The sequence below is a fragment of the Frankia sp. CcI49 genome (assembly GCF_001983215.1).
Taxonomy (GTDB): domain Bacteria; phylum Actinomycetota; class Actinomycetes; order Frankiales; family Frankiaceae; genus Parafrankia; species Parafrankia irregularis.
In genome coordinates this window covers 109,316-134,738 of sequence record NZ_MOWP01000027.1, presented here as the reverse complement: position 1 = coordinate 134,738, position 25,423 = coordinate 109,316, and the positions used below count along the sequence as shown (strand labels likewise).

Sequence of the window (25,423 nt, the reverse complement as noted above, 5' to 3'; positions counted from 1 at the left end):
CGGGGGAACACGGCTGTTTCGGCTTCATTGCGAGCGCAATAAACACGGACCGGCTGCGAGGTGACATGCCCGTCTGTCTGCGCGAACCAGATCACCGATCAGACCACGGCGAAGCCGATCCGTTGAGCGGCTGGTGATCGCGGCTCGGCGGGCGTCGCCGATCTGACGGGAACGATGCCCGGGGGCCTCTCTGCGGACGCGCAAGGCCACCGCTACGGTAATGCCATGACAGGAGCTCGTGCGTTCGGTAAGGGCGTCGCGATCGCGGCACTCGGTGCGACCGCCGTGTACGGTCACGTTCTGTATCCCGCCTATATCGGGTACCGGAGTCGTGGGCTCACACCGTCACAGCCGGAGGACCCGGAGGTCTGGCCGGGGCTGAGCGTGGTGGTCTCCGCCTACCGTGAGGCCGCCGTCATCGGTACGAAGCTCGACGAGCTGACCGGTACGGACTACCCCGGGCAGATGGAGATCGTGGTCGTCGCGGACGACGCGGAGACGGCCGCGGCCGCCCGCCGCCCCGGCGTCCGCGTCCTCTCCTCCGGGGAGCGGCTGGGCAAGGCCCGCGCGGTCAACCGCGGGGTCGCGGCGGCGAGCCATGACGTGGTTGTGCTCACCGATGCCAACGCGGTGCTGGCGCCGCACGCGCTGCGCGCGGCGGCCCGCCACTTCACCGACGAGACCGTCGGAGCGGTGGCCGGTGAGAAACAGGTCGACGACCCGGCGGGTGCCCAGGGCTTCTACTGGAAGTTCGAGTCCTGGCTCAAGCAGTGTGAGTCGGCGACGGGTGCCACCATCGGCGTGGTCGGCGAGATGCTCGCTTTCCGGCGTAAGGCGTTCCGCCCGTTGCCGGGCGACACCGCGGTCGATGATGCCTGGCTCGCGTTGGACATTCTCGAAAGTGGTCTGCGGGTGGTCTACGAGCCCGAGGCGTATTCGATAGAGACGTCCGCACCGGACTATGACGCCGAATGGGAACGTCGTACCCGAATCGTCGCCGGGAACCTGGACATGCTCTGGCGGCGCCGTGAGGCGCTCGTCCCCGGCGCGCTGCCCGTGACCGCCCAGCTCTGGGGGCACCGGCTCGTCCGATCCTCGTTCGGGCCGATGGCACATGTGGCGTTGGTGGCGCTGGCTGTGCCGGCGGCGCGGCACAGCTGGGGGGCCAGGGTCTTCCTGGTCGGCAACGCGGCCGGTGCGGCCAGCGCCGGCGTGCTGATGAGGGGCGGCACGCCGCCCGGCCCGAGCCGGCTGGTGGCCCAGGTGTTCTTCCTGCAGGCCGTGGCGCTCGGTGGGGTACGCCGCTTCCTCGCCCACGACCGTCCCGCGGTCTGGCCGAAGCCGGAACGGCAGGCCCCGGTCGCCGCGCAGTCCCCGACCCAGCTTCCGTCCGCTCCCGAGGCCGCCTCCGGCCCCGCGGGCACGCCGGCCTCCAGGGCGAGCTGAGAGGAGTTCACGTGTCGGACAACGATGCCGTCCCGGCTGCCGAAACCGAGCCCGTGGAGCCGACAGCGCCCAGCACGTCCGCGGACGCGCCGGCCGCGACGGACATGGCGGCGGACTCAGCCACATCCGCGGCCGCACCGAGCGCCCGGCCCGTCGCGCCCGGCTGGTCGTTCGAGCTGTCCCTGGTGAGTTTCCACAGCCGTGGTCAGCTTGAGCAGATGTTCGAGACGCTGCCGCCCGACCTGCCGGTGGTGGTCACCGACAACGCCAAGGGCGTGGACAAGGTCGACGAGCTCGTCGCGCAGCGGCCGAACGGCCGGTACATCGACTCGGGCGGCGGCAAGGGCTTCGCGAAGGCCTCGAACATGGGCATGCGCTCGTCCGCCTACGAGTACGTGGTGCTGGGCAACCCCGACAGCCGGCCGACCGTCGAGATCATGCAGGCGCTCGTGGACGACCTTGAGCGTGACCCCGAGCTGGTCGTCAGCGCGGCCACGATGCAGGGCACCGACGGCCGGCCCGAGCTCGGGAACGGCGGCTGGGAGCCGACTCCGCGCCGGGTCCTCATGCATGTGCTCGGYGCACACAAGATCGCGCCGTCGTCGGCGCTGTTCGCCCGCCCGAAGCCCAACCGCCCGATGAGCCCCGAGTGGCTGACGGGGGCCTGCATGGCCGTGCGCCGCAAGGCCTTCCTGGAGCTGGGCGGCTTCGACGAGACGTTCTACGTCTACAACGAGGACATGGCGCTCGGCCGGGCGATTCGGGAGGCGGGGCTGCGTCAGCAGCTGCGCACCGACCTGTTCGTTCCGCACGGCGCGGGCGGCTCCGGCGCCGGCAAGACCTGGATGCTCCAGATGCGCGGCGCCTCGATGGTCCGCTATCTGCGCAAGCACAACGCGCCGGCACGGGTGAACGTCATGCGCTCCATGCTCGTCGCGGGTTATGCCGGGCGTACCGCGCTTTCCCGGGCCCGCGGCCACAAGGCCACGGCGGACGAGCACGCGGCGTACATCAAGGGCCTGCTGGTCGGCCCGCCGCCGCGCTGACGGCCGACCGCTGACGGCCGCCGCCAGCGGCGCGGAGCTACTTGATGGAGGCCCCCGGAACGCCTCGGCTGGTCAGCGGGGGGTCGTCCAGGCCCGGGTGTCGACCGGTCGGCCGGTCGATGTCGACGGTGGTGGTGGCGCGGCGGCCCGAGGCCGGCTGGCCGGCGGGTACTGACGCACCGGACGTACCGGCATCGTGGGCCGTCCCGGCGGTGCCTGTGGCCGGACGATGTGCGCGGCGGGCTCGGGCGGGGCGGTCGCCGGTGCCGGCCGAACCGCTGTCGGCGCGGGTCGGGCTGCCGCAGGTGCGGACCACGCCGGTGTCGCCGCGGGCCAGGCCGGCGTTGGCGCGGGTGCGTGCCCTGGCGGCGGCCAGCTCGGATCCACCGGTGTGGCCCTTCGCTGCCTGCGGCGTTCGCGCATCGCCGCGTACCGGGCGCCGAACAGAAGGTGCGCGAGTGCTCCGAGCAGCGCACCCTCGACCGTGGCCAGGCCCAGCATGAGAATCCACAGCGCCGCGGAGGGCCCGGCCGAGCGCTTCGAGGGGACGAGGCCGGCGGAGTCGTCCGGGGCCGCCGTGAGGCTGCCCGCCGCCGCGCTGCCGCCCGCTGAACTGTCCGCCGTGGCATCGCCCGCCGCGGCGGCACCGGGGCTGCGCGCGGCGAGCAACGGGTTCGTGGTGACGAGTGGGATCTCGGTCGTCAGTGCCGCGACCGGGTCCACGAGCCCGAAGCCGTACTGGTCGTCACGTCCCAGCGGGCCCATGTCGGTTGCGGTGCGAATCAGCCGGTTGACGACGTTGGCCGCGTCGAGGGTGGGCAGCTCGGCCCGGACGAGCGCCGCGACACCCGCGACGATCGCGGCGGAGTTGCTGGTGCCGCCGCCGGTGTCGAGCCCGTCCTCGGAGACCCGCGTCGGTACCGGAACCCGGATCGCCGGCCCCGGCGCGGCCAGGACGGACTGTGGCCCCTGCACCGAGCCACCCCAGAAGCGCCCGCGGTAGTCCGTGCCGGTGACGGCGATGACCCCGGGGATGTTCGCCGGCGAGTTCACGGCGGTGTCGCCGGGCTCGGTGTTGCCGGCCGAGGCCACCACGACCACGTCATGCTCCAGCGCGTACCGGACGGCACGCTCCTCGGCGTCGGTGGCATGCCCCACCGAGCCCAGCGACATGCTGATCACGTCGGCGCCGCGGTCCACGGCGATCCGGATCCCGCGGGCGACCTCGTCGGAGTCCGCCCGCACGCCCGTGGAGATCGGCAGGACCTTCGCCGCCGGTGCCACCCCCCAGACGGCCGGATCCCCGACGTCGGCACGGCCGGCGATGATCCCGGCCATCGCGGTGCCGTGGCCGTCGGGGTCGTCGTCCCGCAGCCCGTCGGCCGCGGCGTCCGTACCGATGCCGGCGCCGGGCAGCAGCTGGCCGCGCAGCTTGGGATGGGTGGCGTCCACGCCGCCGTCGATGACGGCCACGACGACTCCGGCGCCGAGGCTCACCTGGTGCGCGTCAGCCAGCCGGAGGCTCTGCTGGTACCACTGCTCCTCCCTGGACGAGAAGAGGCCGGGGGTTGAGGTGGGCCCCGCCGCGGAGGTGGGCCCGGCCGCGACGGCCGCCGTTGCGGGCACAGCGAACGACAAGGTGAGGACCACGGCCGACAACGCCGTGCGGCTTCCGCGTCGGCCACCCATCACCAACCGACCTGCCTTCGGACGTTCCGCCAACGCGGGACCAGGGGTGGCGCATCACGCCTTCACATGGGACGTGAGCTTTTCCGTCGCCGACGTGGACCCACCGGCATCCTGACCACGGGCCGTGAGACGGAAAAGGCTCACTTGATGTCCGTCGCCGAGCCTGACACATCCCGGGCGTTGTGTGGGCGTTTGTCTTTGAGTCGACAGACCCCACGTCTGGGCCCGACGCATGTCGGGGACTCGAGGTGGCGGGAATCACATTTTTGTGCCGGTGACCGGGCCCCGCAGGGTATGCGCAGAGTGGTCGTCGCCAGACGGACAGGAATCTGGCGGGGCGTCGACAACGACCCCTCCGACCACCTCGGTACCTTCTGGGGTCGGAACGTTGGGTCGCGTGTGGATCTGGCGTGCCGTTGTCGAGATCGGGAGGACTCGCGAATGAAGGTGCTCGTCACCGGCACGGAAGGCTACCTGGGGTGCCTGCTGGCCCCGGAGCTGCTGCGCGATGGTCACGACGTGGTCGGTGTCGACACCGGCTACTACAAGTTCGGCTGGCTCTACCGCGGCATGGATCGCGTTCCGTACACGATCGACAAGGACCTCCGGAACCTCACCGTCGAGGACTTCGAAGGCGTCGACGCCGTCGTGCACATGGCTGAGCTGTCCAACGACCCCCTCGGCGCGCTCGCGCCGGACGTCACCTACAAGGTGAACCACCAGGGGTCGGTGCAGCTGGCGAAGCTCGCCAAGCAGGCGGGCGTCGAGCGCTTCGTCTACATGTCGTCCTGCAGCGTCTACGGGGTCGCGACCGGCTCGGACGTCACGGAGACGTCCCCGGTCAACCCGCAGACCCCGTACGCGGAGTGCAAGGTGCTCGTCGAGCGGGACGTCGCGCCGCTGGCCGACGACACCTTCTCGCCGACCTTCATGCGCAACGCGACGGCCTACGGTGCCTCGCCGCGGATGCGTTTCGACATCGTGCTGAACAACCTGGCCGGGGTCGCCTGGACCACCGGTGAGATCGCGATGACCTCGGACGGCACGCCCTGGCGCCCGCTGGTGCACGGCCTGGACATCGCCAAGGCGATCCGCTGCGTGCTCGCCGCGCCGCGCGACGCCGTCCACAACCAGATCTTCAACGTGGGTGACAGCGCGCAGAACTACCAGGTGAAGGAGATCGCGGACGCGGTCGCCACCGTCTTCACCGGCTGCCGGCTGAGCTTCGGCGACAACGGCGGGGACAACCGCAGCTACCGGGTGTCCTTCGAGAAGATCGCCACCCAGCTCCCCGGCTTCGCCTGCGACTGGGACGCCCACAGCGGCGCCAAGCAGCTGCACGAGGTCTTCAACCGCATCCAGCTCGACGCCGAGACGTTCACCGGCCGCGGGCACACCCGGCTCAAGCAGCTCCAGTACCTGATCGGCACCGGGCAGGTCGACGCCGAGCTGTTCTGGACCGCCTGATGATCCTCACGCCCACCGCCGTCGACGGCGTCACGGTCGTCGACGTCGAGGCCTTCACCGACGCCCGCGGGCTGTTCGCGCGCACCTTCTGCGCCGAGGAGTTCGCCGCCGCCGGGCTGGAGGTCTCCGTCGCCCAGTGCAGCGTGGCCTACAACCGGCTCGCCGGGACGGTCCGCGGCATGCACTGGGCCGGTGAGCCGGTGCGCGAGACCAAGCTGGTCCGGTGCACCCGCGGGGCGCTGCTGGACGTCGTCGTCGACACCAGGCCGGGTTCGCCGACCTACCTGGAGCACGTGGCGGTGGAGCTGACCGCGGACAACCACCGGGCACTGTTCATCTCGGCCGGCCTGGCCCACGGCTACCAGACCCTGGTGGACGACACAGAGGCCACCTACCAGATGAACGTGCCGTTCACCCCGGGGCACGATCGCGGGCTCCGCTTCGACGACCCGCGCCTCGGCATCGCCTGGCCGCTGCCTGTCTCCGTGATCTCGGACAAGGACCGCGCCTGGACGTTGCTGCCCGCCGCCGTGCCGAGCGGGGCCGCCACCCGATAGACCGCCGTGCCCGTGCCCGTGCCCGTGCCCGTGCCCGTGCCCGTGCCCGTGCCCGTGGCTGCTTCTGTGGCGCTCGTCGAGATGCCCGGCGTGCTTGCGTCAGGTCAACTCCGTACGTGTGTGACACTCACGTCACGGGATGGTCGGCCTGCCGTGGCCGAGCACGAGCAGGAGGTCGGACGAAGCGGGCGAAGTCGGCCCCGGGCTGGCTGCACAGGGCACTTCAGTAGCGTGGAAGTGCCCGGTGGCGGCTCGGACCGGGAACGCGGGAGGACCAGTGATCAGGTTGTTTGCATGCCTGTCATGGTGATCTGGTCGGATGCGACTGCTGGTGGTCCAGCTCGTGGCCGCTGACCGAAGGCGGCCAGCGGGCGTCGGGCCAGCACCACGATTGCCGTCAGGATTGCGGTCGTCATCATCTCGAACGAGGCCGGCTACGGACCGGCCGCAGCCCAACGCAGGCCGCTCACTGGTCACCGCGCCGCAGTGACCTCGAACAGGGGAACGAATGTCATCCGGTAGCGCAGCAGAAGGAAGCACGGCCGCGGGGGGCGTCGCCGCCCCGGTCACCGCCTGCAGATCATGCGACGGGCCCGCTCCGCGGCTCTTCCTGTCGCTGGGCTCCACTCCGGTCGCGAACCGGCTGGTGAAGGCGGACGCGCTTGGTGCGGTCGACCCGGTCTTCCCGCTGGAGGTCGGATTCTGCGAGCAGTGCGCGCTCGTCCAGCTCACCCACGCGCTGCCCGCAGACGAGATCTTCGACGCCGACTACCCGTACTTCTCCTCGTTCTCCGACATGCTCGTGCGGCATTCCGAGAAGCATGTGATCGACCTGATCGCGAGCCGCGACCTCGGGCCGGACAGCCTGGTCGTCGAGGTCGCCAGCAACGACGGCTACCTGCTCAAGGCGTTCGTCGAGCGGGGCATCCCGGTGCTCGGCATCGAGCCGACGCCGGGGCCGGCGGCCGCGGCGCGTAAGGCGGGTGTGCCCACCCGTGAGGAGTTCTTCGGCGCCGACCTCGCCCGCGCGCTCGTCGCCGAGGGCCTCAAGGCGGACGTCATCATCGCGAACAACGTGATGGCCCACGTCCCGGACCTGAACAGCTTCGTCGAGGGCTTCTCGATCCTGCTGAAGGACGACGGCATCATCGACGTCGAGAACCCCGGGGTCGGCGCGCTGCTGGCGCACAACGAGTTCGACACCGTCTACCACGAGCACTTCTGCTACTTCTCCACCATCGCCGTGGACGCCCTCATGCGCCGCCACGGCCTGGCGCTGGTCGGGGTCGAGGAGTTCACCGAGCTGCACGGCGGCACGCTGCGCTGGCGGATGCAGCAGCAGGCGGCGGCCGCGCCGACGGCCTCGGTGGCCGAGGTGCTGGACGCCGAGCGGGCCGCCGGGCTGGGCTCGTTCGAGCGCTACGCGAGCTTCGGTGACGACGTCCGTGTGCTGCAGACCGAGCTGACCGAGCTGCTGCGCTCGTTGCGGGCGGACGGGAAGTCCGTCGCCGCCTACGGTGCCGCCGCGAAGGGTGCCACCCTGCTGAACTCGACCGGCATCGACCACTCGCTGATCGACTTCGTCGTCGACCGCAACGTCCACAAGCAGGGCAAGTACATCCCCGGTGCGCGGATCCCGATCCTCGACCCGGCCGTCCTGCTGGAGCGTCAGCCCGACTACCTGCTGCTCCTGGCCTGGAACGTGAAGAAGGAGATCATGGCGCAGCAGGAGGAGTACGCCGCCCGGGGCGGGCGCTTCATCGTCCCCGTTCCCCGTCCGGTCGTTCTCTAGGGAAGCGGTACCCACCGAAGCAATGACACCTGTGTCGGCAGCCGTCCGGCTGTGCCGTGCACCCCGTGCTCCGGGCGCCCTGAGCCTGCCCGGCGGAGCGGGGCGTCCGGCATGACCGATCTCGGCACGGAACCGAGGGCCGCGGGCGGGGAGGACGCCGACCTCCCGCCCGAGTTGCCGTCCGGCGATGCCGGAAGCACCCAGTACGTGCCCCGCGCCCGGCGAACCCGCTGGGGCCGGCGCGATTCGGGCCGTGATTCGGGCCGCGATTCGGGTAATGGGCCGAACCTGACCGGCGCGGGGTCATCGCCTCCGCCCGCGGACTCGCCACCGGGCTCGTCTCATCTGCCGGGTTCGGGTTCGGGCTCGCCGGTCGGGCCGGTGCAGGTGTCTCCGGGTGTCCAGGTGGGTGGTCCTCCGGTGCCCAGGAACAGCTCCCCGGAGCCGCCCGATCCACGAGGAGGTCCCGGCCCGGGCCGGCCGACGTCCGGCCCGATTCAGGTGGAGGGTCTGTCCGCCCGGCAGGCGACGCCTCCGCCGGGAGGCGGGTACCCGACCGCCGGCCAGCACGACCAGCACCAGCAGCCCGGCCAGCATCAGGCGCAGCCTGACGGGCAGCGGCAGCCCGGCCAGCGACGGCAGCCGGGGAGGCACCGCCAGACCGGGGACAACCGCCAGCAGCCCGGATGGTTCAGCACCCCGCCGCCCTCCGGACCTCCCGGAGCGGGGCCGGCGTCCGATGGCGAGGTTCCCGGCAGGCGGAGTGCGTCGCGCGCGCTGACACCGCCTCCGGGCTGGACCGCGATGCCGCGCAGCCCGGTCGGGAACACGCCACCGCCAGGATCGGTCTCCCAACCCGGCGTCGTACCACCGGCCGGCGTCGTACCACCGGCTGACGGCGCATCACCGGCCGGCGCTGTGACGCCGCCGGGAGTGACGCCGGTTCCAGGGGAGCCGGCCCGGGGTTCCGCACCGGCGGCGCCGTCACCGGCCACTCCTTCCGATGCCTGGGTCCTGCCCGAGACGACGGTGCGGATGGTCGGAGGGCCCGGTGTACCGCCGGAGCGAGGCGCCGGCCGCCAACCGACACCGCTGCCAGCCCGGCAGCCGACACCACCGGCGGTCCGCCAACCGACACCGCCGCCAGCCCGGCAGCCGACACCGGTGCCCGGGGAACGGCCGCCGAGGGCACCGGATCCTGTGCCCGGCATCCGGGTGGACTCGCCGACGCCCCCTCCCGCGCGGAACTGGCAGGCGCAGGAGCGGTCACGGGGGGGAACTCCCCGGCCGGCGGCCCAGGACGCCGCGCCACCCACCGGCACCGGCCGCCCCGGCGGCGCCGGGCCTGGAGGCAGCGCCGAGCCCGGAGGCAGCGCCGAGCCCGGGGGTAGCGCCGAGCCCGGGGGTAGCGCCGAGCACGGAGTAAGGGCGGGACGCGGCTGGTCCGCGACCGGGCGTCGGGGTCAGTCACGATCAGATGCGGGGAAGCCGGCTGCTCCGAGCCCCGGCGGGGGATCCGACCCGGCCACCCGACGCTCCCAGGCCGCCGGCCGTGGACGGGGAGGTCGCGGGGAACGCCATGACCCGCCGCCCGAGACGCGCGGCCCGGACCTGCACTTCATCAGCGCGTTCACCGACACCATCGACCTGTCGGCGCTACGGCGGCGGCTGGAGCTGGAAGACGCGCGCGTACCGGACCAGACGGAGTACATCCCGCGCCTGTACGGGCGCAACCGGGGCGACGGCGATGCCGCCAGCACCCAGGTGGTCCGTCGATCCGGCGTGCCCGGGAACACGCCGGTGCCCCGTTCCCGGGCCGGTGCCGGCGCGCCCGCGGGGACCTCGGATCCGGACCGGCTGTCCGACTCCCGGCGCGGCCGGTTCGACGGAGCCGATGATCCGGACCTGGTCGGAGCCGCCGCCACACCGTCCGGTGCCGAGCGGCCCGGCGCGCGGGCGGCGGAGGAGAAGCGGACCGGCGGCGGTTCGACGAAGACGAAGGCGATCTGGACGCTCGCCGACCAGGGCGTCTCCAGCGCCACCAACGCCGCCGTCTCGATCCTGGTCGCCCACTACGTGGGCAAGACGGAGTACGCCGCCGGGTTCGCCGTCCCGTATCTGATCTTCTCGGTCATCATCGGCATTTCGCGGTCGAGCTGCTGTGTGCCGCTGGGAATCGCATATGCCGGGCGGTCGGCCGCCGCGTTCCGGCACGCGGCCGCCTCGACCACCGGGGCCTGCCTGGCGTTCGGCGCGGTGCTGAGCCTTCCCTCCATCCTGGTGGGACTGCTCATCGGTGGGCGGGTAGGCAGCGGGCTGGTCATCATGGGCTTCGTCCTGCCGGGGCTGCTGCTGCAGGATGCCTGGCGCTATGTGTTCTTCGCGCAGGGCGTGCCGGTCAAGGCCTTCGTCAACGACGTCGCCTGGGCCCTGGTCCAGGTTGTCGGGCTGGCGGTGCTCATCCGGCGCGGGGTGGCGGAATCCCCGCCGATGCTGCTGGCCTGGGGCGTCGCCGCACTGGTCGCGGCGCTGCTCGGAGTGGCCCAGGCGGGCCTGTGGCCGGCGCCGTCCCGTGCGTTGGCCTGGGTCAGGGAGAACCGGGCCAACGCGTCCAACCTGACGGCGGAGTTCATCACCGTCCAGGGCGCGTTGCAGGCGTCGATCCTGCTCATGGGCGCGCTGCGTTCCGCGGAGATCGTCGGTGACCTGAGCGCCGTGCGTACCGTCCTCGGCCCGACGACCGTGATCGGTGTCGGAATCGTCAGCTTCGCGGTCCCGGAGCTGTCCCGCCGGATGGACATGTCAGCCCGGGCCCGCCAACAGGCCGCGGTGGTCCTCACCTCGGTGGTTGTCGGGCTCGGATTCCTCTGGAGCCTCATCTTCATCCTGTTCCCGGCGCTCGGGGAGTTTCTGTTCAGGGCGAGCTGGCCGGGGGCGCACGCCATCCTGTTGATTTCCGCGCTGCATTACGCCGGGACCGCCGTGCCGACCGGGCCGGCCTGCATCATGTACGCGCTCGGTCACACCAGAAAGACGTTCCGGATCAATCTGGTGATGGCGCCGATGTTGTTCGCGTTTCCGATCATCGGCCTGTTGCTGGGAGACGCGCGGGGCGCTGTCATCGGCTTCAACGTCGTGTTCTGGGGTATCGCGCCGGTCTGGTGGATCCAGCTGCGCCGAGTGATCCGCGATCACGAGGCGGAGCGCCTCGCGGCGGTGGCGGCGCGGCAGAGTGCCGCGGCCGAGGCGGGCGGTGGCACGCCCGGCCGGGGCATCGCCCTGCCGGGCGTCGGTGAAAGCGGAGCCCTCGATCTGCCCGACGCGGCGACGGGCAGTGCGTCGACGGGCAGGGCGTCGACGGGCAGGCACGCTACGTCATCGCCGTCCGCGTCCGGATCGTCGTCGGTGGCCGGGCAGGGACCGCACGGTAGCCGTGGTGGCCTGTCCGACGGTGGAAATTTAACGGAACGGTAGGTTGYGTCGATGGCGTAGACCGCTTACTTTGCGCTATCGGCTATGCTCACAAATCGGTTCCGTCAGATCTTGGCCGTGGTCTAAATGACCGGCTTGACGCTCCTGTGGGGGGCCCAATTGACTCCGCTTCATTCGCGACCGGGAGGGCCCGCGCCAGCGCTGCTCTGCACGCGGCGGGCTGGCGCCTCGCGGCGTCCGCGCGGCGCTGAGGCGGGCGCGCGATGAGCCGCTCCGGGCAGCCGGCCGAGGGCGGCCGTGCTCCCTCCGCGCCGTCGCTGATCCGCATCATCAAGCCGCGCTGGATGGTCATCGTCATCGCCACGGTCATTCTGGCCGCGCTCGCGATGATCGTTTCCAAGCAGCAGGCGGCCACCTACGAGGCCAGTTCGCGGATCTTCCTGAGCACGGACGGCATCCCGGATTCGGTCGACCCTGGCCGCTACACCCAGACCCAGGCCCAGCTCGCGACGTCGACAGCGACGCTGGACACGATCGCTTCGGATCTGAAGATCTCCCGTGATGACGTCACCGACCGGCTGAAGACCACGCCGTCGGACGAGGGCTACTTCTTCACGATCATCGGCAAGGGTCCGACGCAGCAGGCCGCGATCGACTTCGTGAACAAGGCGAAGAACGCCTACATCGCCCAGCTCGGCAAGTCCGGCAACGGCGACACGTCGAGCGTCGAGGCGCTCAATGCGGCGCGGCAGGCAAAGCTCCAGGAGTTGGCAGGGCTCGGCCAGGCGAACGATGCACTCAGCCTGAGCAGGGGGCGCGTTCTCAGCGGCGAGCTGACGGAGATCGAGACCAAGCTCAAGGAAGCGGGCGTGGCGGGTTACGCCGCGAACGCCTCGGTCCGCCTCGCTGAGGCGCCCCAGTCGAACGGGCAGGTCGCACCCAACCTGTTCCGCAACGTTCTGGTGGCCGCGCTGCTCGGCCTGTTCGGCTCCATCGCCGGGCTGTGGATCATGTACCAGCGGCGCCCGACCATCCTCGACCCGCACAACTCGGCCGACCTGCTGGGTGTGCCGCTGATCGCGGACCTGCCGCCGAACCGCACCAGCGCCAACGCGGCGGAGACCCTGGTCTCCGCGATGTCGGCGGTGATGTCGCCGACCAGCAAGGTGGTGGCCTTCACCCCCGCCTCGCGGACGGACCTCAGCTCCGAGCTGGTCGCCGCGGTCGCCGCGGCCTGGTCGGACGACCAGGGCGTGGTCCTGATCCTCGACACCTCGGCCCAGTCCGAGGTGCGGGCCTCGCTGGAAGGGCTGCCCCGGCCCACCTCGGCCGAGCTGCCCCACTGGGCGCACGAGCCGACCTGCCTGGCTCGCTCCTCCGGCACCGGTCGCGGCCACATCCTGTACAACCGGGTCTCGCCGGCCCGGGCGGCGCGTCCCGGCGGCCTCGCGCCGATCCTGGCCGACCGCGCGCCCGTCGTGGACCTCGTCATCCTGGTCACCGCCGCGCTCGCGGACCTGCCGATGACCGCCGCCTCGGCGATCCAGGCGGACGCCGTCGTCGTCATCACCTCGTCCGACACCAACCTCAAGGAGCTTGAGCAGGTGCCGCGCGACTGGCCGGCGCTGGCCGAGCGGGTCGTGGGTGTGGTGCACGACGGCCGTACCGCGGTGCGGCGCAACGCCGGTGGTGGTCGTTCTTCGACGTCGGCTTCGGTAGAGTCGATCACGTCCGCTTCGCCGGTGGGTGCCGAGCCACATGGCCGGGGCTCACGCGACACCGAGGCGACCGACCGCTACGCGCGGCCGAATCGCTGAGCGGGCGCAAGGGCCTGAGTACAGGCGGCCGAGTGAGGCCGCCGCAGCACGACAGGCACGGCACGGAAGAGGCAAGGCAGTACCTCCGCCGGTAGCGGGATCACCGGGCCGGCGGGGGAGGGGAGCAGGGCCGCACCGAATGAGGGGCGGGTCGCTCGGGGCATGGCAGAGCCCCGAACCGACCCGCCCCTCGCTGTTTGTCGGACGCAAGGCCGGGGTGGTGGGGGCGGTGGGGCCTGGCGGGGGGCGCGGAAAGCCCCCTGGCCGCCACGTGAACGGAATGGGGAGCCGTGCTCCTGGGCCGTCCGGGTAAGGGCGAGCGGTGGCAGGCGGGCGCGCCTGTCGCATAGGTGTAGCCCTGGACTGGTCAGTTCTGTGCTGTTGGCTGATCTTGCAGCTGGCCGCAGGCCCGCTGGCTGTGGCGCCTGCGACAGAGTGATTCCGCTTCGAGTTCGAGCCGCGGCTCCGGAACGTGGCCTGCTAAACGCGGCCTGCTAGCGGACAAGAGTGCAGGATTCTGGTCGTTCCGACGACCAGAATCCTGCACTCTTGCGGATTGTCAGGGCGCTCGGCACCCCTTTTGCGCCTTTTGATGTGGATTGCTGGTGCCGGTTGGCGGTGCGGATCCCTGGCGGGCGGCAGGGACCCGGGCGGCAGACGGACGCGGACCGGCGGGAGCCATAGTCACGCCCAGCAGGAGCCACAGTCACGCCCAGGGGCGGCTGTGAAGAACAGGGGCTCTGCCGGCGGACAGCAGGGCGACCCCCAGCCCCGCGTGGCGGCCTGGCGCCCGTCTCTAGACGCTGTGCTGGGCCGGAGCGAGTGGGGCGGCGAAGGCGGGATCGATCTGGGCCGTGACTCGTGGACGGTTCCAGCGTTCGTCCTCGGGCGTCGTGGTGAACCAGGACACGAGGAGCATGCCCAGCGTGGTCACAACGGGGCTGAGGAGACCACCCGACAGCACGCTGTAGAAGACGATGACCGATCCGGAGAGGACGAACGACGGCGAGCCACGCACGAACATGGACAGGACGAAGGCCAGGAAGGCGACGGTCCCGATCACGCCGTACTCCAGGACGAGCTTGGGCAGCAGCGCGTAGTTCAGCGGCAGGCTGGTCCGGAGGAAGAACTCGATCGCGTCGCGGTCGGCGAATCCGGGGCCGGAACCGAAGAGGACAGTGACGGGATCCTTGTCCAGCGCATCCCAGGTCCTGGTGTAGGGCTGGACGAACCGCAGGCTTCCGCTGGAGTTGTTCGAGGAGGTCTCGGTCGCTCGCTCGGCGAAGATGCTCGCCGCCGGGGTGAAGCTGAGGATCGTCACAACGATGGCGACGCCGACGAAGGCCGTGGTCGCGAACCGGGCACCCTTGTGCACCGAGAGCAGCACCAGGGCGACGGCCAGCAGCACGACGCCGGTTCCGGAGACCGTTGAGAGCAGGGCGAGCACGTAAAGGACGTAGCGCCACCAGCTGCCGGAGCGGAGCACGCAGACGACCAGGCCGAACGCCAGGAACTGCGAGCAGAACGACGGCTCCAGGCAGATGAAGGCGTTCGACTTGTAGAGGCTCGATCCGTACTGCACCGGGTAGCTGGTGTTGAACCCGTGCATCCGGAAGTTGTCGGGCACGACCTGCTTGAGGACGTCCGTGTACTGCCAGCCGACGAGCTGGATGGCGAACTGGAAGATCGCGATCCCGGCCAGGATCGTCGTCAGCGTCACGAACCGGTCGAGCACCCGGGGAAAGATCGACTTGGCGTCGCTCGGAGCGAGGCCGAAGCACAGTGGCACATACGTGGCGAACAGGAGGATGAGCGAGGTGATCGCGCTGTCGTCCAGCTCGCGCAGGAACGAGACCAGCGCGGCCGCGCAGCAGGCGGTCATCGCCAGCAGATAGGCGCGCACCCGGCCGACATTCACCTGGATGTCGCCGTGGCTCATCATCACGATGACGCCGACGATGGTGATCGGCAGGATGAGCTGCAGCTGGGCGCCGGCGACCGGGATGGCGAACCGCTGCAGGAAGATATTCGCGCAGAGCAGGATCGTCAGTGTCTTGAGGATCCGTGCGTTGCGTGGGTCCTCGGCGGTCACCTCGGCGGTGGGGATCACCCAGGAGCGTGGAATCCTCGTGGTGAGGGTGGTGGTGACCACCTGTTTCCGCCCCCGTTTCTGCCGCGTCGGCATGTCTGGCCTGCGCCGTGCCGCGTATCGCTCGCATCGCTTCGGCTGGCTGGCGACCCGCCCGATCGACCCGTCGGGGCAGTGGGTTGACGGCCGCATCGCCGCTGCGGGTGACCGGCGTCGGCCCGGAGCGACAGTCTAGCGGTGGGCGAAATGCGGCCTCGTGGCGGCCGCCGCGGTCCCCGCGCGACCAGGTATGGTTAGCAAACCTCACGTGGCGTCATTGTTGCGACAGGTAATACCAGTAGTACGTGTCGTGATGATCGGGAGAGGTGAGAAGGCGGGGGATCTTGTCCCCAGATGTGTCGCGCAGCTGACTGCCGCCGCTCGCGGGAACCGTCCGTCCCCGGTGCTCCGTTTAGGCGGTCGCGTTGGTGCCGGCGTGCACATCAAATGATCTTCGGGCGTCATCGTGCGCCGGCGATGGAGGTGGGGGCATGGAAGGCGGGGGTTCCAGACGGCCTGGCGCGGAGCGGTCCGCGTGGTCGGTCGTGCCGCCGGACACCGGTGCGGCCCCGCAGCGGCAACGCCGGCAACGCAGGCTGCTCCTGCTCGGCGCGGCCAGCGCGGCCCTTGCCGTGGTCCTGCTGGCCGTGGCTGTCATCGTCTTCACCGGTGGCGACGAGGATGTTCCCGCGACCCACCCCACCACCACCGGCGTGAGCTGGGTATCGGGCGCCAACGCCAACCCGCCGAACGACCTCGCGTCCTGGGAGGCCTGGATCGGTCGGGCCACCGACGTCGCCGTCGTCTTCACCGCTCGGACGAACTGGCAGACGATCACCCAGGCGGACTGGCCGATGTCCGACTTCCGCCCCGAGACCTATCCGGGGCAGCTCTCGATCGCCCAGCCGCTGCTGGCGAAGGGGAGCAGTGAGGCGGCCTGCGCGGCGGGCGCCTACGACAGCCACTGGCGCGACTTCGGCACCACCCTGGTCCGCAACGGCCGGCCGGACGCGATCGTCCGGCTCGGCTGGGAGTTCAACGGCGACTGGTTCGACCCCTGGCTTCCCAAGGACACCGGCACCTGGAAGGTCTGCTTCACCCGCGCCGCCGCCGCGATCCGGTCGATCGCCCCGCAGGTGCAGATCGAATGGGATATGACCGCGCATCGCGACACGATGGAGAACGGCGACAACGTGTGGGAGGCCTACCCAGGAGACGATGTCGTCGACATCATCGGCATCGACGCCTACGACAGCTCGCCGGCCTCGCTCAGCCAGAAGATCTTCAACGAGCAGTGCAACCGGGCGTCGGGCGTGTGCACCGTGGCGAAGTTCGCGCGCGAGCACGGCAAGCGCCTCGCCGTTCCGGAGTGGGGCCTGGACCGCCGCGCCAGTGCCGGCGGTGGCGCCGACAACCCGTTCTACATCGAGAAGATGTACGAGTTCTTCGTCGCCAACAAGGACATCCTCGCCTATGAGGCCTACTACAGTGCCTCACCGGCCGAGGAGGAGAACGTCGCCTCGTCCCTGCACAACCCGGCGACGAACCCGAACAGCGCAAAGCGCTATCTCGAGCTCTTCGGTGGCCCGAAGGTGGCTGCCACCGGTACCGGATCGTGAGCCGGTACCGGTGGGTGCTGCCAGCAGCGCCGGGCGCCGGCCCTAGTAGCTCTTCAGCGCGGGCCGCAGATGCAGCTCGGTGACCTCGGCGGTGCGGGGGAGCTGCACCAGGTAGGTGACGAGGTCGGCGACGTCCTCCGCCTGGATCAGCAGCTCGGGGCGGTAGCTGCGCCCCTCCCGCTCGAAGATCGCCTCCTGGCGGGGGGTCGCCGTCCGGCCCAGGTGGATGGTCACGACCCGGATGCCGTCGGAGTTGATCTCCTGGCGCAGGCTGTCCGCGACGGCGCGCATCGCGTGCTGCGTCGCCGCGAACTGGCTGGTCCCGGCACCCGCGCGGACACCCTGCGACGAGTTCATGACCACCACGTCCGCACCAGCGGGTGCGGCACCGTCGCTGTCGACGGTGCCGTCGCCGTCGATGGTGGCCGCGGCGCGCAGCGCGGGAAGCAGCCGCTGCGTCAGGACGAACGGCCCGCGGACGTTCGCGGCGTACTGCGCGTCGAAGTCGTCGACGGAGGCGTCCTCGACCCGGGAGTTGAGGTAGCCGCCGGCGCTGTGGACGAGCAGGTGAACGTGGCCGTACCGGACGACGGTGTCCGCGGCGAACCGCTCCACCGCGGCGGTGTCGGTCAGGTCGAGCCGGATGGGCACCAGCGATCCGCTGGAGGGAAGCGCCGCGGCCTCCTTGCTGAGGGCGTCCAGGCGGGCCTGGTCCCGGCCCAGCGCCAGCACGGTCGCGCCGTCACCGGCCAGCCGGGCGGCGACCGCGCGGCCGATGCCGCTCGACGCACCGGTGACCACCGCCACCCGGCCGGCCAGCGGGCCGGTGGCGACGGTCGTGAGCGTCGCGGCCGGCCCGGACTCCGGTGACGGCGACGGCGACGGGCCCGGCGACGGGTTCGGTGCTGCGTCGCCGCTCACGAGGCCGTCTGGTGGTCGTAGACGAGGATGGCGTCCGGCAGCGGGGGAGCCTCGTCGTAGCTGAGGCAGAGGTCCTCGGGGATGCGGCTCAGGTCGGTGCCGCGCAGGTAGTCACGCATCGTCGTGCCGGTGCATTCCGAGTCGACGTTGGGCGCGCCCACGTGGTTCACCACATCGTCGAAATGGACCGTGCGGAAATCGATGCTGAAGCGGGTGCGGCCGGAGTTGTTCGGCACCGAGGAGTGCAGCTGGTTGCCGGAGAAGACGAGCATGCCGCCGGGGGGCGCGATCACCCGCGTCTGCGGGAAGATCTCGACCTCCTCCTCGGGCTTGGGCTGCACCCGGGTGTCGGACTTGATGTGCTTGGCGGCCGACGCGCGGTTCGTCTTGTTCCACTCGTAGTAGTTGTAGGTGCGCGAGCCGTTCTTCACGCCCTGGCCGAAGTAGCGGGGGTGGAAGGCAAGTCCGTTCTCGGGCACGATGTCGAAGATCGGCATCCACCAGTTGAGCTGGCAGAACGGCGCCGAGTACCAGGTGTCGCGGTGCGGGTGGAACGCGTAGGCGATACCCGAGGTGAGGTAGTCGTCGCTCGTCGACGTCCGCAGCCGCGGGACGTCGAAGTAGGTCTTGGAGATGTCGCAGCCCAGCTCGGCGAGCATCGCCGGGATGAGCTCCTTGCAGGTCGGGTGGTGGATGAACCGCGGCTTCAGCTCGGCGAGCAGGGCCGCGTAGTCCTCGACCGGCATGTGGTACTGCGCGGTCTCGGGATCCAGGTCGCCGAACGCGTCCCGGATGAGCTCCCTGGTGAACTCGACGAACGCGGTGGTGCTGGGCCGCGGCGAGTAGACGAAGAGCTCGCCCTCGTAGAGCTTGGCCCGCCGGTCGTCGTCAGACAGCGCTGAGTCGAGCAGCACTGTGCTCATCTGGTTCTCCCTCGTCCTGGACGTGTTTGAGAAGGAGCCGGGCGAGGTCGAGCTCTTCCGGCGTGGTGACGTGGATGTTGGCCGGCTCGCCGTCGAGGACGACGATCCGGCCGCCGGCGTCGGCGACCATCGCCGAGTCCTCGACGGCCTCGGCCGCGTCGGCGTGCACCGCCCGCAGCGCCGACGCCCGGAACGCGTGCGGCGTCTGCACCAGCCGGTGGGTCTCCCGCGGCAGCGAGGCACCCGTGACCAGATCGGTCCCGCCGTCCGCCCGGGCCTGCGGGACGACCTCCTTGACGACCTCCGTCAGCGGCAGCCCGGGGACGGCGCCGTCGGCGCCGGCGCGCACCGCCGCGACCACCGCGCGGTACAGCGCCGGGGTGGCGAGCGGGTGCGCGGCGTCCGTCACCACGATGACCTCGGCGTCGGCGGGGACGGCCGCCAGCCCCGCCCGCACCGAGTCGGCGCGCATCGCGCCGCCGGGCACCGCCAGGACACCGGCCGGCGGTGTCCACCGCTCCAGCAGATGCTGGGGAAGCACGACGACGACTCCGTCACAGGCGAGGCCGGCGGCGCGCACCGGGTGGGCGACGAGTGGCCGGCCACCGAGGTCGGCGAACTGCTTCGGGCCACCGAACCGGGTGCCGCCGCCGGCCGCCAGCACGATCGCCCAGGCTGACCCGGACGGATCCGCTGACCCGGCCCGTCCCGTGGTCGGGCTGACGACGTCCATGCTCAACCGATCACGACCGAGGCCGCGGACGCGCCCGCCAGGGATGCCGCTGCCAGGGACGCGGACGCCCCTGCCACCGACGGCTCCTCGACCAGCAGGCCCACGCCGGCCAGTGCGTCCGCCGCGTTCGCGACCGCGTCGAAGGGAAGGTCGGCGCGCTCGGCGATGTCGAGCAGGCCGCGGGTGCCGTCGGCCAGGTTGAGCACCCACAGCAACCCCATSTCGATCGACGCGCGGTTCATCGTCGCGCCGATCGAGCGGTAGAGCCCACGCCGGCCGAGCTGCGGCTCGCCGTAGGGGGAGGTGTTGCGCCAGACCCGGTCGGCCTCGCAGATCTCGATCGTGCGCCGCAGGATCGAGAACGAGTCGGCCAGCGACTCCGGCGTCACGAACTCGAGGTTGTCGGCCGAGGTGTGGTACTCCGGGTACTCGCCGTGCTGGCTGCGACCGAACCGGCCGACCGGCAGGTCGAAGCCCGGCGAGCAGAACTGGCGCTCGTCGTACCCGTACGGCGAGAAGTCCACGACCCGGTGCGGACGTCCCGTCTCGGCGAGCGCGCGTGCCGTGGCCCGGTCGATGATCGCGTTGCCGCGCCGGCTGCGCTTGTAGGTCGGAGCACCGCGGTCGCCCAGGCCGGTGAGCACCAGGCCGTGCCGGATCCGCCCGATCACGCCCGGGTTGCGGGCCAGCCAGGTGATGGAACCGATCGTCCCGGGGATGAACAGCAGCCGGTAGGTGTACCGGCGTGTCCGGGCGGCCAGCGCGGCGGCCAGCTCGATCGCCACCGCGATGCCGGACGAGTTGTCGTTGGCCATCGCGGGGTGGCACAGGTGCGTGGTGACGAGGAACTCCTCGTCACTGGTGCCCGGCAGGACGATCTCGCCGTAGGTCAGCGAGCCCTCGGTGAGCGAGGTGTCGATCTCCACCTGGTACTCGCCGTCGGGCAGCGACGCGAGCTGGCGGTCGGTGAGGCAGAACCCCCAGGCGTCGTTGTAGTACGAGGTCCGGTAGGGGACCCAGTCCGGCCGGTCCGGCATCGAGTAGAGGTGGTGGCGCAGCTCGTCCAGGGGCATCCTGGCCCGCATCGGGATGCTGTAGCCGAGCAGGTGCAGGGGGTTGTCGGCGGCGTCCAGGACGACCCGGCCGTCCGGCCCGATGAGCCGGGCACCCGCGACGTTCCACTCCCGCGGGATCGTCCAGTCGAGGACGGGCGTGCCTGTCGGTACCTCGTGCACGGTGAGCGGGACCTGGGCCGGCAGCGCCGCCCGCACCAGGTCCAGCGTCGCCCGGACCCCGTTGCCGGTGATCGAGCGCATCGGTGGCATCAGGGCTGCGACGAGGTCGTACAGGCGGTGGCCCACCACGTCGCTCTCGGTGGTGCTCATGGCTTCGCTGCCCGCTTCCTTCGGTGTCCGGTTCCTTCGGCGTCCGGCTTCTGATCGATCGGTGGGCTCGGCCGGCCCAGTCGGCTCGGCCTGCTCAGTCGGCCCAGACCCGCCACGGCGCGGCACCCGCGTCCCACAGCTGGTTGAGCTCGGTCCAGTCGCGGAAGGTGTCCATGCCCATCCAGAACCCCTCGTGGGTGTGCAGGGTGAGCTGGTTGTCGCGGGCGAGCTGCTGCAGCGGGTGGCGCTCGAGCATGGTGGACGGATCGTCGTCGAGGTACTTGTCGACGAACTCGCGCTCGAAGACGAAGTAGCCGCCGCTGACCCACCCGGTCGCCGGGGGCTTCTCGGCGAACTGGGTCACCGCGTTGCCCTCGGTGACGAGCTCGCCGTAACGGCTGGAGGGCCGCACGCCGGTCACGGTGCCGATCCGGCCGGAGCGGACGTGGTCGGCGAGGACGTCGGCCACGTTGATGGCGCCGACCCCGTCACCATAGGTGATCATGAAGCGGGGGGCGGTCAGGTACTGGGCCACCCGCCGCAGCCGGGCACCCGTCCCGGTCAGCAGCCCGGTCTCGGCGAAGGTGACCTCCCAGTCCTCGTCGCCGGCGGTGTTGTGGAACTGCGGTGTGTGATCGTCGGAGAGCTTCAGCGTGAAGTCCGCGACCTGCTGGCGATAGGCCAGGAAGTAGTTCTTGATCAGGTCGCTCTTGTAGCCGAGGCACAGAACGAACTTGCGGAATCCGTAGTGTTCGTACGTCTTCATGATGTGCCACAGCACGGGCTTCCCGCCGATGTCGACGAGGGGCTTGGGAAGCTTCTCGCTGGCTTCGCGCAGCCGGGTGCCCATGCCGCCACAGAGGATGACGACAGGAATGTCACGTGGGTCGAGGCCCGCGGAGTCGGCCGCGGCGGCGGGTCGGGTCGTGTCGGTCGTCAAGGCTGTCGCGTCTCCCGTGTCAGTGCCCCGGCGGGCACGGGGATGGATGGCTCACCAGTCCGCGGCCGGGCCCGGCGAGCCCCCTGCGCCTGGCGTGACGTCCCTGCGCGAGGAGGTCCGCTGCCCCCGACCAGCCCCACCCGGTGCAGGGAAGGACTGTCCTGTGCCGCTGGGAAGGTCGTCGCGCTCACGTAGCCCACCGGAGGTGTGAGGAGCGCGGATGGCGGTGGCCCGTCACTCGGTGGCCCGTCACTCGGTGGGTCGGGATGCGGCGGCTTCCATTTGGTCCGCGGTGTTTCCTGGCCCACTGTCTTTCACGTGTTCAGTTCGCGTGTTCGGTCGCGCGTGTGATCGTGTCGTCGCCTGGTTGGGAGCGGTCCTCGATCGTCAACATGCGGGCGCGACGCGGCAACGGTACCGTACCGCCCCTTCAGTGCTGGTCCACGGGCCTTCAGTACTGGTCCGCGGGTCCGTGGACCCTGGACAAGAACGGCGAAGCGCGGCCAGCGGGTGCCGGCCGGTGCGTCGGCCGGGTGACGCCGGCGTTGTCGACCTTCACGTCAGCGTTGTTGTGGACCTTGTTGTAAGGCCGGTTCCAGGATCCCTTTGCCCCGGGGCGCCTGAGGACTTGTTACGGTTTGTCGGATGTCCCGGGAGGAAGGCCGCACCGCGCCCCCTGCCGTCGTGTTGCGGGCACCCTGCTGCGGAGAGTGCCCGGGGCTATACCTTCATCTTCTTACGTCGGCCGGGAGGTAAGATCCGTGCTTCCGGTCGAACTATTTACGTTCGGTAAACGGACTGACCTGCTGTGGCTGCGGGTCCGGTGCGCTGCTGCTCGTGGGGGTGGATTCCGTGCCGTCTGACGAGCGGTACGACCACGGGGCGCGACCGGTCGGTGGCCCGCGTCCCGCGTCGGCCCGGGACCTGCCCGTTGCCGCCGACGACAGTGCGTCCGCGGGTCGGGTGCCACGCGGCGGTGGTTCCGCCGCTGGGCGGCCCTCGGTGGACCGGTCATCCAACGGGTCGCGTCGCGGCAACGAGTCGCCGCGCCGGGCCTCGGCCCGTGAGAACAAGCGCTCGGATGCCGGGTTCGACCCGGATCTGCTGGCCGCCCGGGGTGGTTCGGCACGGCGACGGCCACGGACGTCGCCGGTCGCCCCCTACCCCGATGCCCCCGGCGGCGACGGCACCGCGGGCCGGGCTGGCACCGAAGCGGATCGACAGGACTCCGACGACCGCCGGCGGGCAGGCGATCGCCGGAACGGGAATGACAGGCGTCGTGCCGGTGGCCTACGTGGCCAGGCAGACGGGTTCCGGTCTGGCGAGGTCGCCGCGGACGGACCTGACCGGTCCGACCGGCGACGTGGCGCCTCCGACCGGCGTCTCAGTGCCGACCGGCGGACCGGGGACGAGCGGTCTGCGGGCGCCGAAGGGCGGGCAGCCCGTCCGCGGCCGGTGGACCGCGGGACACGGCCGGTGGACCGCCTGCCGGCCCGCGGCGCGGACCACGCCGTCGGCCCCGACACGGGCACCCAGCGCCTTGTTCGTGGTGAGCTGCCGCGGCCGTTCCGCGGTGAGCAGGGCTCGGTCTCCCAGCCGGATCCGGGCCGCGAGGAGTCCGGCCGAGCGACCATGATCATGCCGCCGGTGCGGTCGAATCCCACGCCGGAAGCCAGGCCCGCCGCCGACACGTCGAAGGCGACCGGACGCCGGCGCGGCACAGATTCGGCCCGGGGTGGAAGGACGGCCGACGATTCGCTGGACGGGATCCTTCCCGTGGCCTCTTCCGCCGAGCGTGGCGGTGACCGGGGCCGGGAGGCTCGCGCCGGAGCGTTCGCCGAGCCGGCTGCCGACCAGGCCCTGCCGAACCGGATCACCGACTGGATCATCGAACACTGGGGTGCGAGGTCGGGAAATCATCCCTACATTCCCGTGGTTCTGGTCGTCGTCGCGGTGGTACTCGCCCTCGTCGCCTGGATTCTGGGCCCCGCCCAGCACAAGCAGGAAAACGTCTCGGCCACCAATCTGACGGCGCAGACACAAACGCAGACACCGGCACCCACGGCGGGGTCGGTGGCTGCCTCGGCGCCAGGTGCCGCTCCGGGCACGGCCCCGACCGGAACCGCTGTCGCGGCGCCCGCCACCGGGCCGGTGGCGCGGGCGGCGACGGACGGGCTCTTCCCGAGCGGTCTGGCCGCGCACACGATGGCCGAGGTCAACGCCTGGGCGCAGTTCCGGGATCGCCCGGTGGACGTCGTTGTCACCTACACCGACCGCGCCGACTGGGACGATGTTGTGAACCCCTGGATGGGGCGCGTGTTCGCCTCATATCCCGGCACACTCGTGGTTAGCGTTCCGCTCTTTCCGGATGTGGGCAACATGACCTCCTGCGCCGCCGGCGACTACAACGCCAAATGGCGCCAGTTCGGCCGGTGGCTGGTCAACCAGGGCCGAGGTGACTCGTTCGTCCGGCTCGGGTGGGAGTTCAACGGCAAATGGTTCGGCTGGTACGCCGGCGCGAATCCCACGGCCTACGTGAAGTGCTTCCAGAACGCCTCGTCGTCGATCAAATCGGCGGCCCCGGCGGCGCGCATCGACTGGAACCTCAACGCGCACGGCCCGGACTACGACGCCTACAGCGTCTACCCGGGTAACAGCTACGTCGACGTGATCGGCATCGACAGCTACGACCAGTACCCTCCCAGCCACACGGTCAAGGACTTCACCGACCAGTGCAACGCTCCCCAGGGCCTGTGCGACGTCATCCGCTTCGCGCAGCAGCACGGCAAGCTCTTCTCGGTGCCCGAGTGGGGTGTCGTGGCCCTGAACACCGTTGCCGGCGGGCGCGGAGCCGCGGGTGGTGACAACCCGCTTTATATCCAGCAGATGTACTCCGTTTTCCAGCAGTACGCCGGTTCGCTCGCGTATGAGGCCTACTTCAACGAAGGCGACAGTGGGGATGTCCACTCGTCGCTGGTCAACCCCAATATGCATCCGGCCTCGGCGTCCATGTACAACAGCCTCTGGTAGCACCGACAGCCGCTGGCAATGCCAATGCGGCCGGCGGCGTCCAGCTCGCCGGCCGCCGGAGCCGGGGCTCCGGGCGACTCAGGTCGCGCCGGAGGAACGCTCCGCGTCGTCGTGCAGCCCGCCCACGAAGGCCTCCGCCACCTGCACCTGCTGGCGCAGTGTGATCAGCTTCTCCTCGGCGAGCGCCACCCAGGTCGCGAGCCTCGCCTGCAGCTCGGCCCGCTGCTGGGCCGGCAGGTCCGGCTGCGCGAGCTCGTCCCGCAGGACCAGCAGTGAGCGCATCTCCTCCAGGGTGAAGCCGAGCGGCTTCATCTTCTTGATCAGGAGGAGGCGGTCGACGGCATCCTTGTCGTAGAGGCGGAAACCCCCCACGGTGCGGCCGACCGGGAGGAGGAGGCCGGCTTCCTCGTAGTACCGCACGGTGCGCAGCGACAGCCCGACTCGCTCGGCGACATCCCCGATCTGGTGGACGTCGCGACGCCGCGTGGTGGACAAGTC

The 25,423-nt window shown here is 70.9% G+C and carries 17 protein-coding genes; 9 read left to right on the top strand and 8 right to left on the bottom strand.

Annotated elements, in window-relative coordinates; translation table 11 throughout:
• Nucleotides 1-225 precede the first annotated feature (225 nt).
• Both CcI49_RS24190 and CcI49_RS24185 read left to right on the top strand, forming a co-directional pair.
• Nucleotides 226-1,446, top strand: a complete 1,221-nt coding sequence (locus tag CcI49_RS24190) for a glycosyltransferase family 2 protein (RefSeq protein WP_054565262.1) — start codon at nt 226-228, stop codon at nt 1,444-1,446.
• A gap of 104 nt (nt 1,447-1,550) precedes the next feature.
• A complete protein-coding gene (locus CcI49_RS24185; protein WP_076829803.1) occupies nt 1,551-2,492 on the top strand; it encodes a glycosyltransferase family 2 protein in 942 nt (313 codons plus the stop codon).
• Nucleotides 2,493-2,564: 72 nt separating this feature from the next.
• Here CcI49_RS24185 and CcI49_RS24180 read toward each other — a convergent pair whose 3' ends face one another.
• Nucleotides 2,565-4,130, bottom strand: a complete 1,566-nt coding sequence (locus CcI49_RS24180) for a S8 family serine peptidase (protein WP_241840211.1) — start codon at nt 4,128-4,130, stop codon at nt 2,565-2,567.
• Between the two features lie 492 nt (nt 4,131-4,622).
• Between CcI49_RS24180 and CcI49_RS24175 the strand changes: the two genes are divergently transcribed.
• The 5 genes from CcI49_RS24175 to CcI49_RS24150 all read left to right on the top strand — a co-directional run bounded on the left by CcI49_RS24175 (nt 4,623) and on the right by CcI49_RS24150 (nt 13,246).
• On the top strand, nt 4,623-5,648 hold the full coding sequence (locus CcI49_RS24175) for an SDR family oxidoreductase (RefSeq protein ID WP_076829543.1): 1,026 nt from the start codon (nt 4,623-4,625) through the stop codon (nt 5,646-5,648).
• The gene (locus CcI49_RS24170; RefSeq protein ID WP_054565260.1) at nt 5,648-6,205 is read left to right on the top strand and encodes a dTDP-4-dehydrorhamnose 3,5-epimerase family protein; all 558 of its coding nucleotides are present in this window, start codon (nt 5,648-5,650) and stop codon (nt 6,203-6,205) included. Before CcI49_RS24175 ends, CcI49_RS24170 begins: the two co-directional genes overlap by 1 nt.
• 508 nt (nt 6,206-6,713) lie before the next feature.
• Nucleotides 6,714-7,997 carry a class I SAM-dependent methyltransferase gene (locus CcI49_RS24165; protein WP_054565259.1) on the top strand — a complete coding sequence of 428 codons (1,284 nt, stop codon included), beginning with the start codon at nt 6,714-6,716 and terminating at the stop codon, nt 7,995-7,997.
• A gap of 1,200 nt (nt 7,998-9,197) precedes the next feature.
• Entirely contained in the window at nt 9,198-11,471 is a 2,274-nt protein-coding gene (locus tag CcI49_RS24155; protein ID WP_241840210.1) for a teichoic acid transporter, read from the top strand.
• A gap of 221 nt (nt 11,472-11,692) precedes the next feature.
• Entirely contained in the window at nt 11,693-13,246 is a 1,554-nt protein-coding gene (locus CcI49_RS24150) for a hypothetical protein (protein ID WP_054565257.1), read from the top strand.
• A gap of 796 nt (nt 13,247-14,042) precedes the next feature.
• Here the strand turns inward: CcI49_RS24150 and CcI49_RS24145 are convergent.
• Nucleotides 14,043-15,398: a hypothetical protein gene (locus CcI49_RS24145; RefSeq protein ID WP_241840209.1), complete on the bottom strand. Its 1,356-nt coding sequence runs from the start codon at nt 15,396-15,398 to the stop codon at nt 14,043-14,045.
• A 467-nt stretch (nt 15,399-15,865) separates the two neighbouring features.
• Here CcI49_RS24145 and CcI49_RS24140 point away from each other — a divergent pair, with 467 nt between their 5' ends.
• Nucleotides 15,866-16,993 carry a glycosyl hydrolase gene (locus CcI49_RS24140; protein WP_076829538.1) on the top strand — a complete coding sequence of 376 codons (1,128 nt, stop codon included), beginning with the start codon at nt 15,866-15,868 and terminating at the stop codon, nt 16,991-16,993.
• Nucleotides 16,994-17,035: 42 nt separating this feature from the next.
• Here the strand turns inward: CcI49_RS24140 and CcI49_RS24135 are convergent, their stop codons facing one another.
• The 5 genes from CcI49_RS24135 to CcI49_RS24115 form a co-directional block, all read right to left on the bottom strand.
• Nucleotides 17,036-17,812 carry an SDR family NAD(P)-dependent oxidoreductase gene (locus CcI49_RS24135; protein ID WP_076829800.1) on the bottom strand — a complete coding sequence of 259 codons (777 nt, stop codon included), beginning with the start codon at nt 17,810-17,812 and terminating at the stop codon, nt 17,036-17,038.
• Between the two features lie 98 nt (nt 17,813-17,910).
• Nucleotides 17,911-18,837: a hypothetical protein gene (locus CcI49_RS24130; protein ID WP_054565254.1), complete on the bottom strand. Its 927-nt coding sequence runs from the start codon at nt 18,835-18,837 to the stop codon at nt 17,911-17,913.
• Entirely contained in the window at nt 18,803-19,570 is a 768-nt protein-coding gene (locus CcI49_RS24125; protein ID WP_054565253.1) for a 2-C-methyl-D-erythritol 4-phosphate cytidylyltransferase, read from the bottom strand. The genes CcI49_RS24130 and CcI49_RS24125 overlap by 35 nt, the downstream gene beginning before the upstream one ends.
• 2 nt (nt 19,571-19,572) lie before the next feature.
• The gene (locus CcI49_RS24120; protein ID WP_076829535.1) at nt 19,573-20,955 is read right to left on the bottom strand and encodes a DUF4910 domain-containing protein; all 1,383 of its coding nucleotides are present in this window, start codon (nt 20,953-20,955) and stop codon (nt 19,573-19,575) included.
• A gap of 94 nt (nt 20,956-21,049) precedes the next feature.
• Complete coding sequence (locus CcI49_RS24115; RefSeq protein WP_054565251.1) at nt 21,050-21,895, bottom strand: sugar phosphate nucleotidyltransferase; 846 nt, start codon at nt 21,893-21,895, stop codon at nt 21,050-21,052.
• Nucleotides 21,896-22,747: 852 nt separating this feature from the next.
• Here CcI49_RS24115 and CcI49_RS43515 point away from each other — a divergent pair.
• The gene (locus tag CcI49_RS43515; RefSeq protein ID WP_054565250.1) at nt 22,748-24,925 is read left to right on the top strand and encodes a glycosyl hydrolase; all 2,178 of its coding nucleotides are present in this window, start codon (nt 22,748-22,750) and stop codon (nt 24,923-24,925) included.
• 78 nt (nt 24,926-25,003) lie between these two features.
• Here the strand turns inward: CcI49_RS43515 and CcI49_RS24105 are convergent, their stop codons facing one another.
• Nucleotides 25,004-25,420, bottom strand: a complete 417-nt coding sequence (locus tag CcI49_RS24105) for a MerR family transcriptional regulator (protein ID WP_054565249.1) — start codon at nt 25,418-25,420, stop codon at nt 25,004-25,006.
• Between the last annotated feature and the right edge of the window lie 3 nt (nt 25,421-25,423).

Bases quoted from the DNA above. Each gene is read 5' to 3' on its own strand.
- CcI49_RS24190 (WP_054565262.1), top strand. From the start codon at position 226: ATGACAGGAGCTCGTGCGTTCGGTAAGGGCGTCGCGATCGCGGCACTC.
- CcI49_RS24175 (WP_076829543.1), top strand. From the start codon at position 4,623: ATGAAGGTGCTCGTCACCGGCACGGAAGGCTACCTGGGGTGCCTGCTG.
- CcI49_RS24170 (WP_054565260.1), top strand. From the start codon at position 5,648: ATGATCCTCACGCCCACCGCCGTCGACGGCGTCACGGTCGTCGACGTC.
- CcI49_RS24165 (WP_054565259.1), top strand. From the start codon at position 6,714: ATGTCATCCGGTAGCGCAGCAGAAGGAAGCACGGCCGCGGGGGGCGTC.
- CcI49_RS24150 (WP_054565257.1), top strand. From the start codon at position 11,693: ATGAGCCGCTCCGGGCAGCCGGCCGAGGGCGGCCGTGCTCCCTCCGCG.
- CcI49_RS24140 (WP_076829538.1), top strand. From the start codon at position 15,866: ATGGAAGGCGGGGGTTCCAGACGGCCTGGCGCGGAGCGGTCCGCGTGG.
- CcI49_RS24130 (WP_054565254.1), bottom strand. From the start codon at position 18,837: ATGAGCACAGTGCTGCTCGACTCAGCGCTGTCTGACGACGACCGGCGG.
- CcI49_RS24125 (WP_054565253.1), bottom strand. From the start codon at position 19,570: ATGGACGTCGTCAGCCCGACCACGGGACGGGCCGGGTCAGCGGATCCG.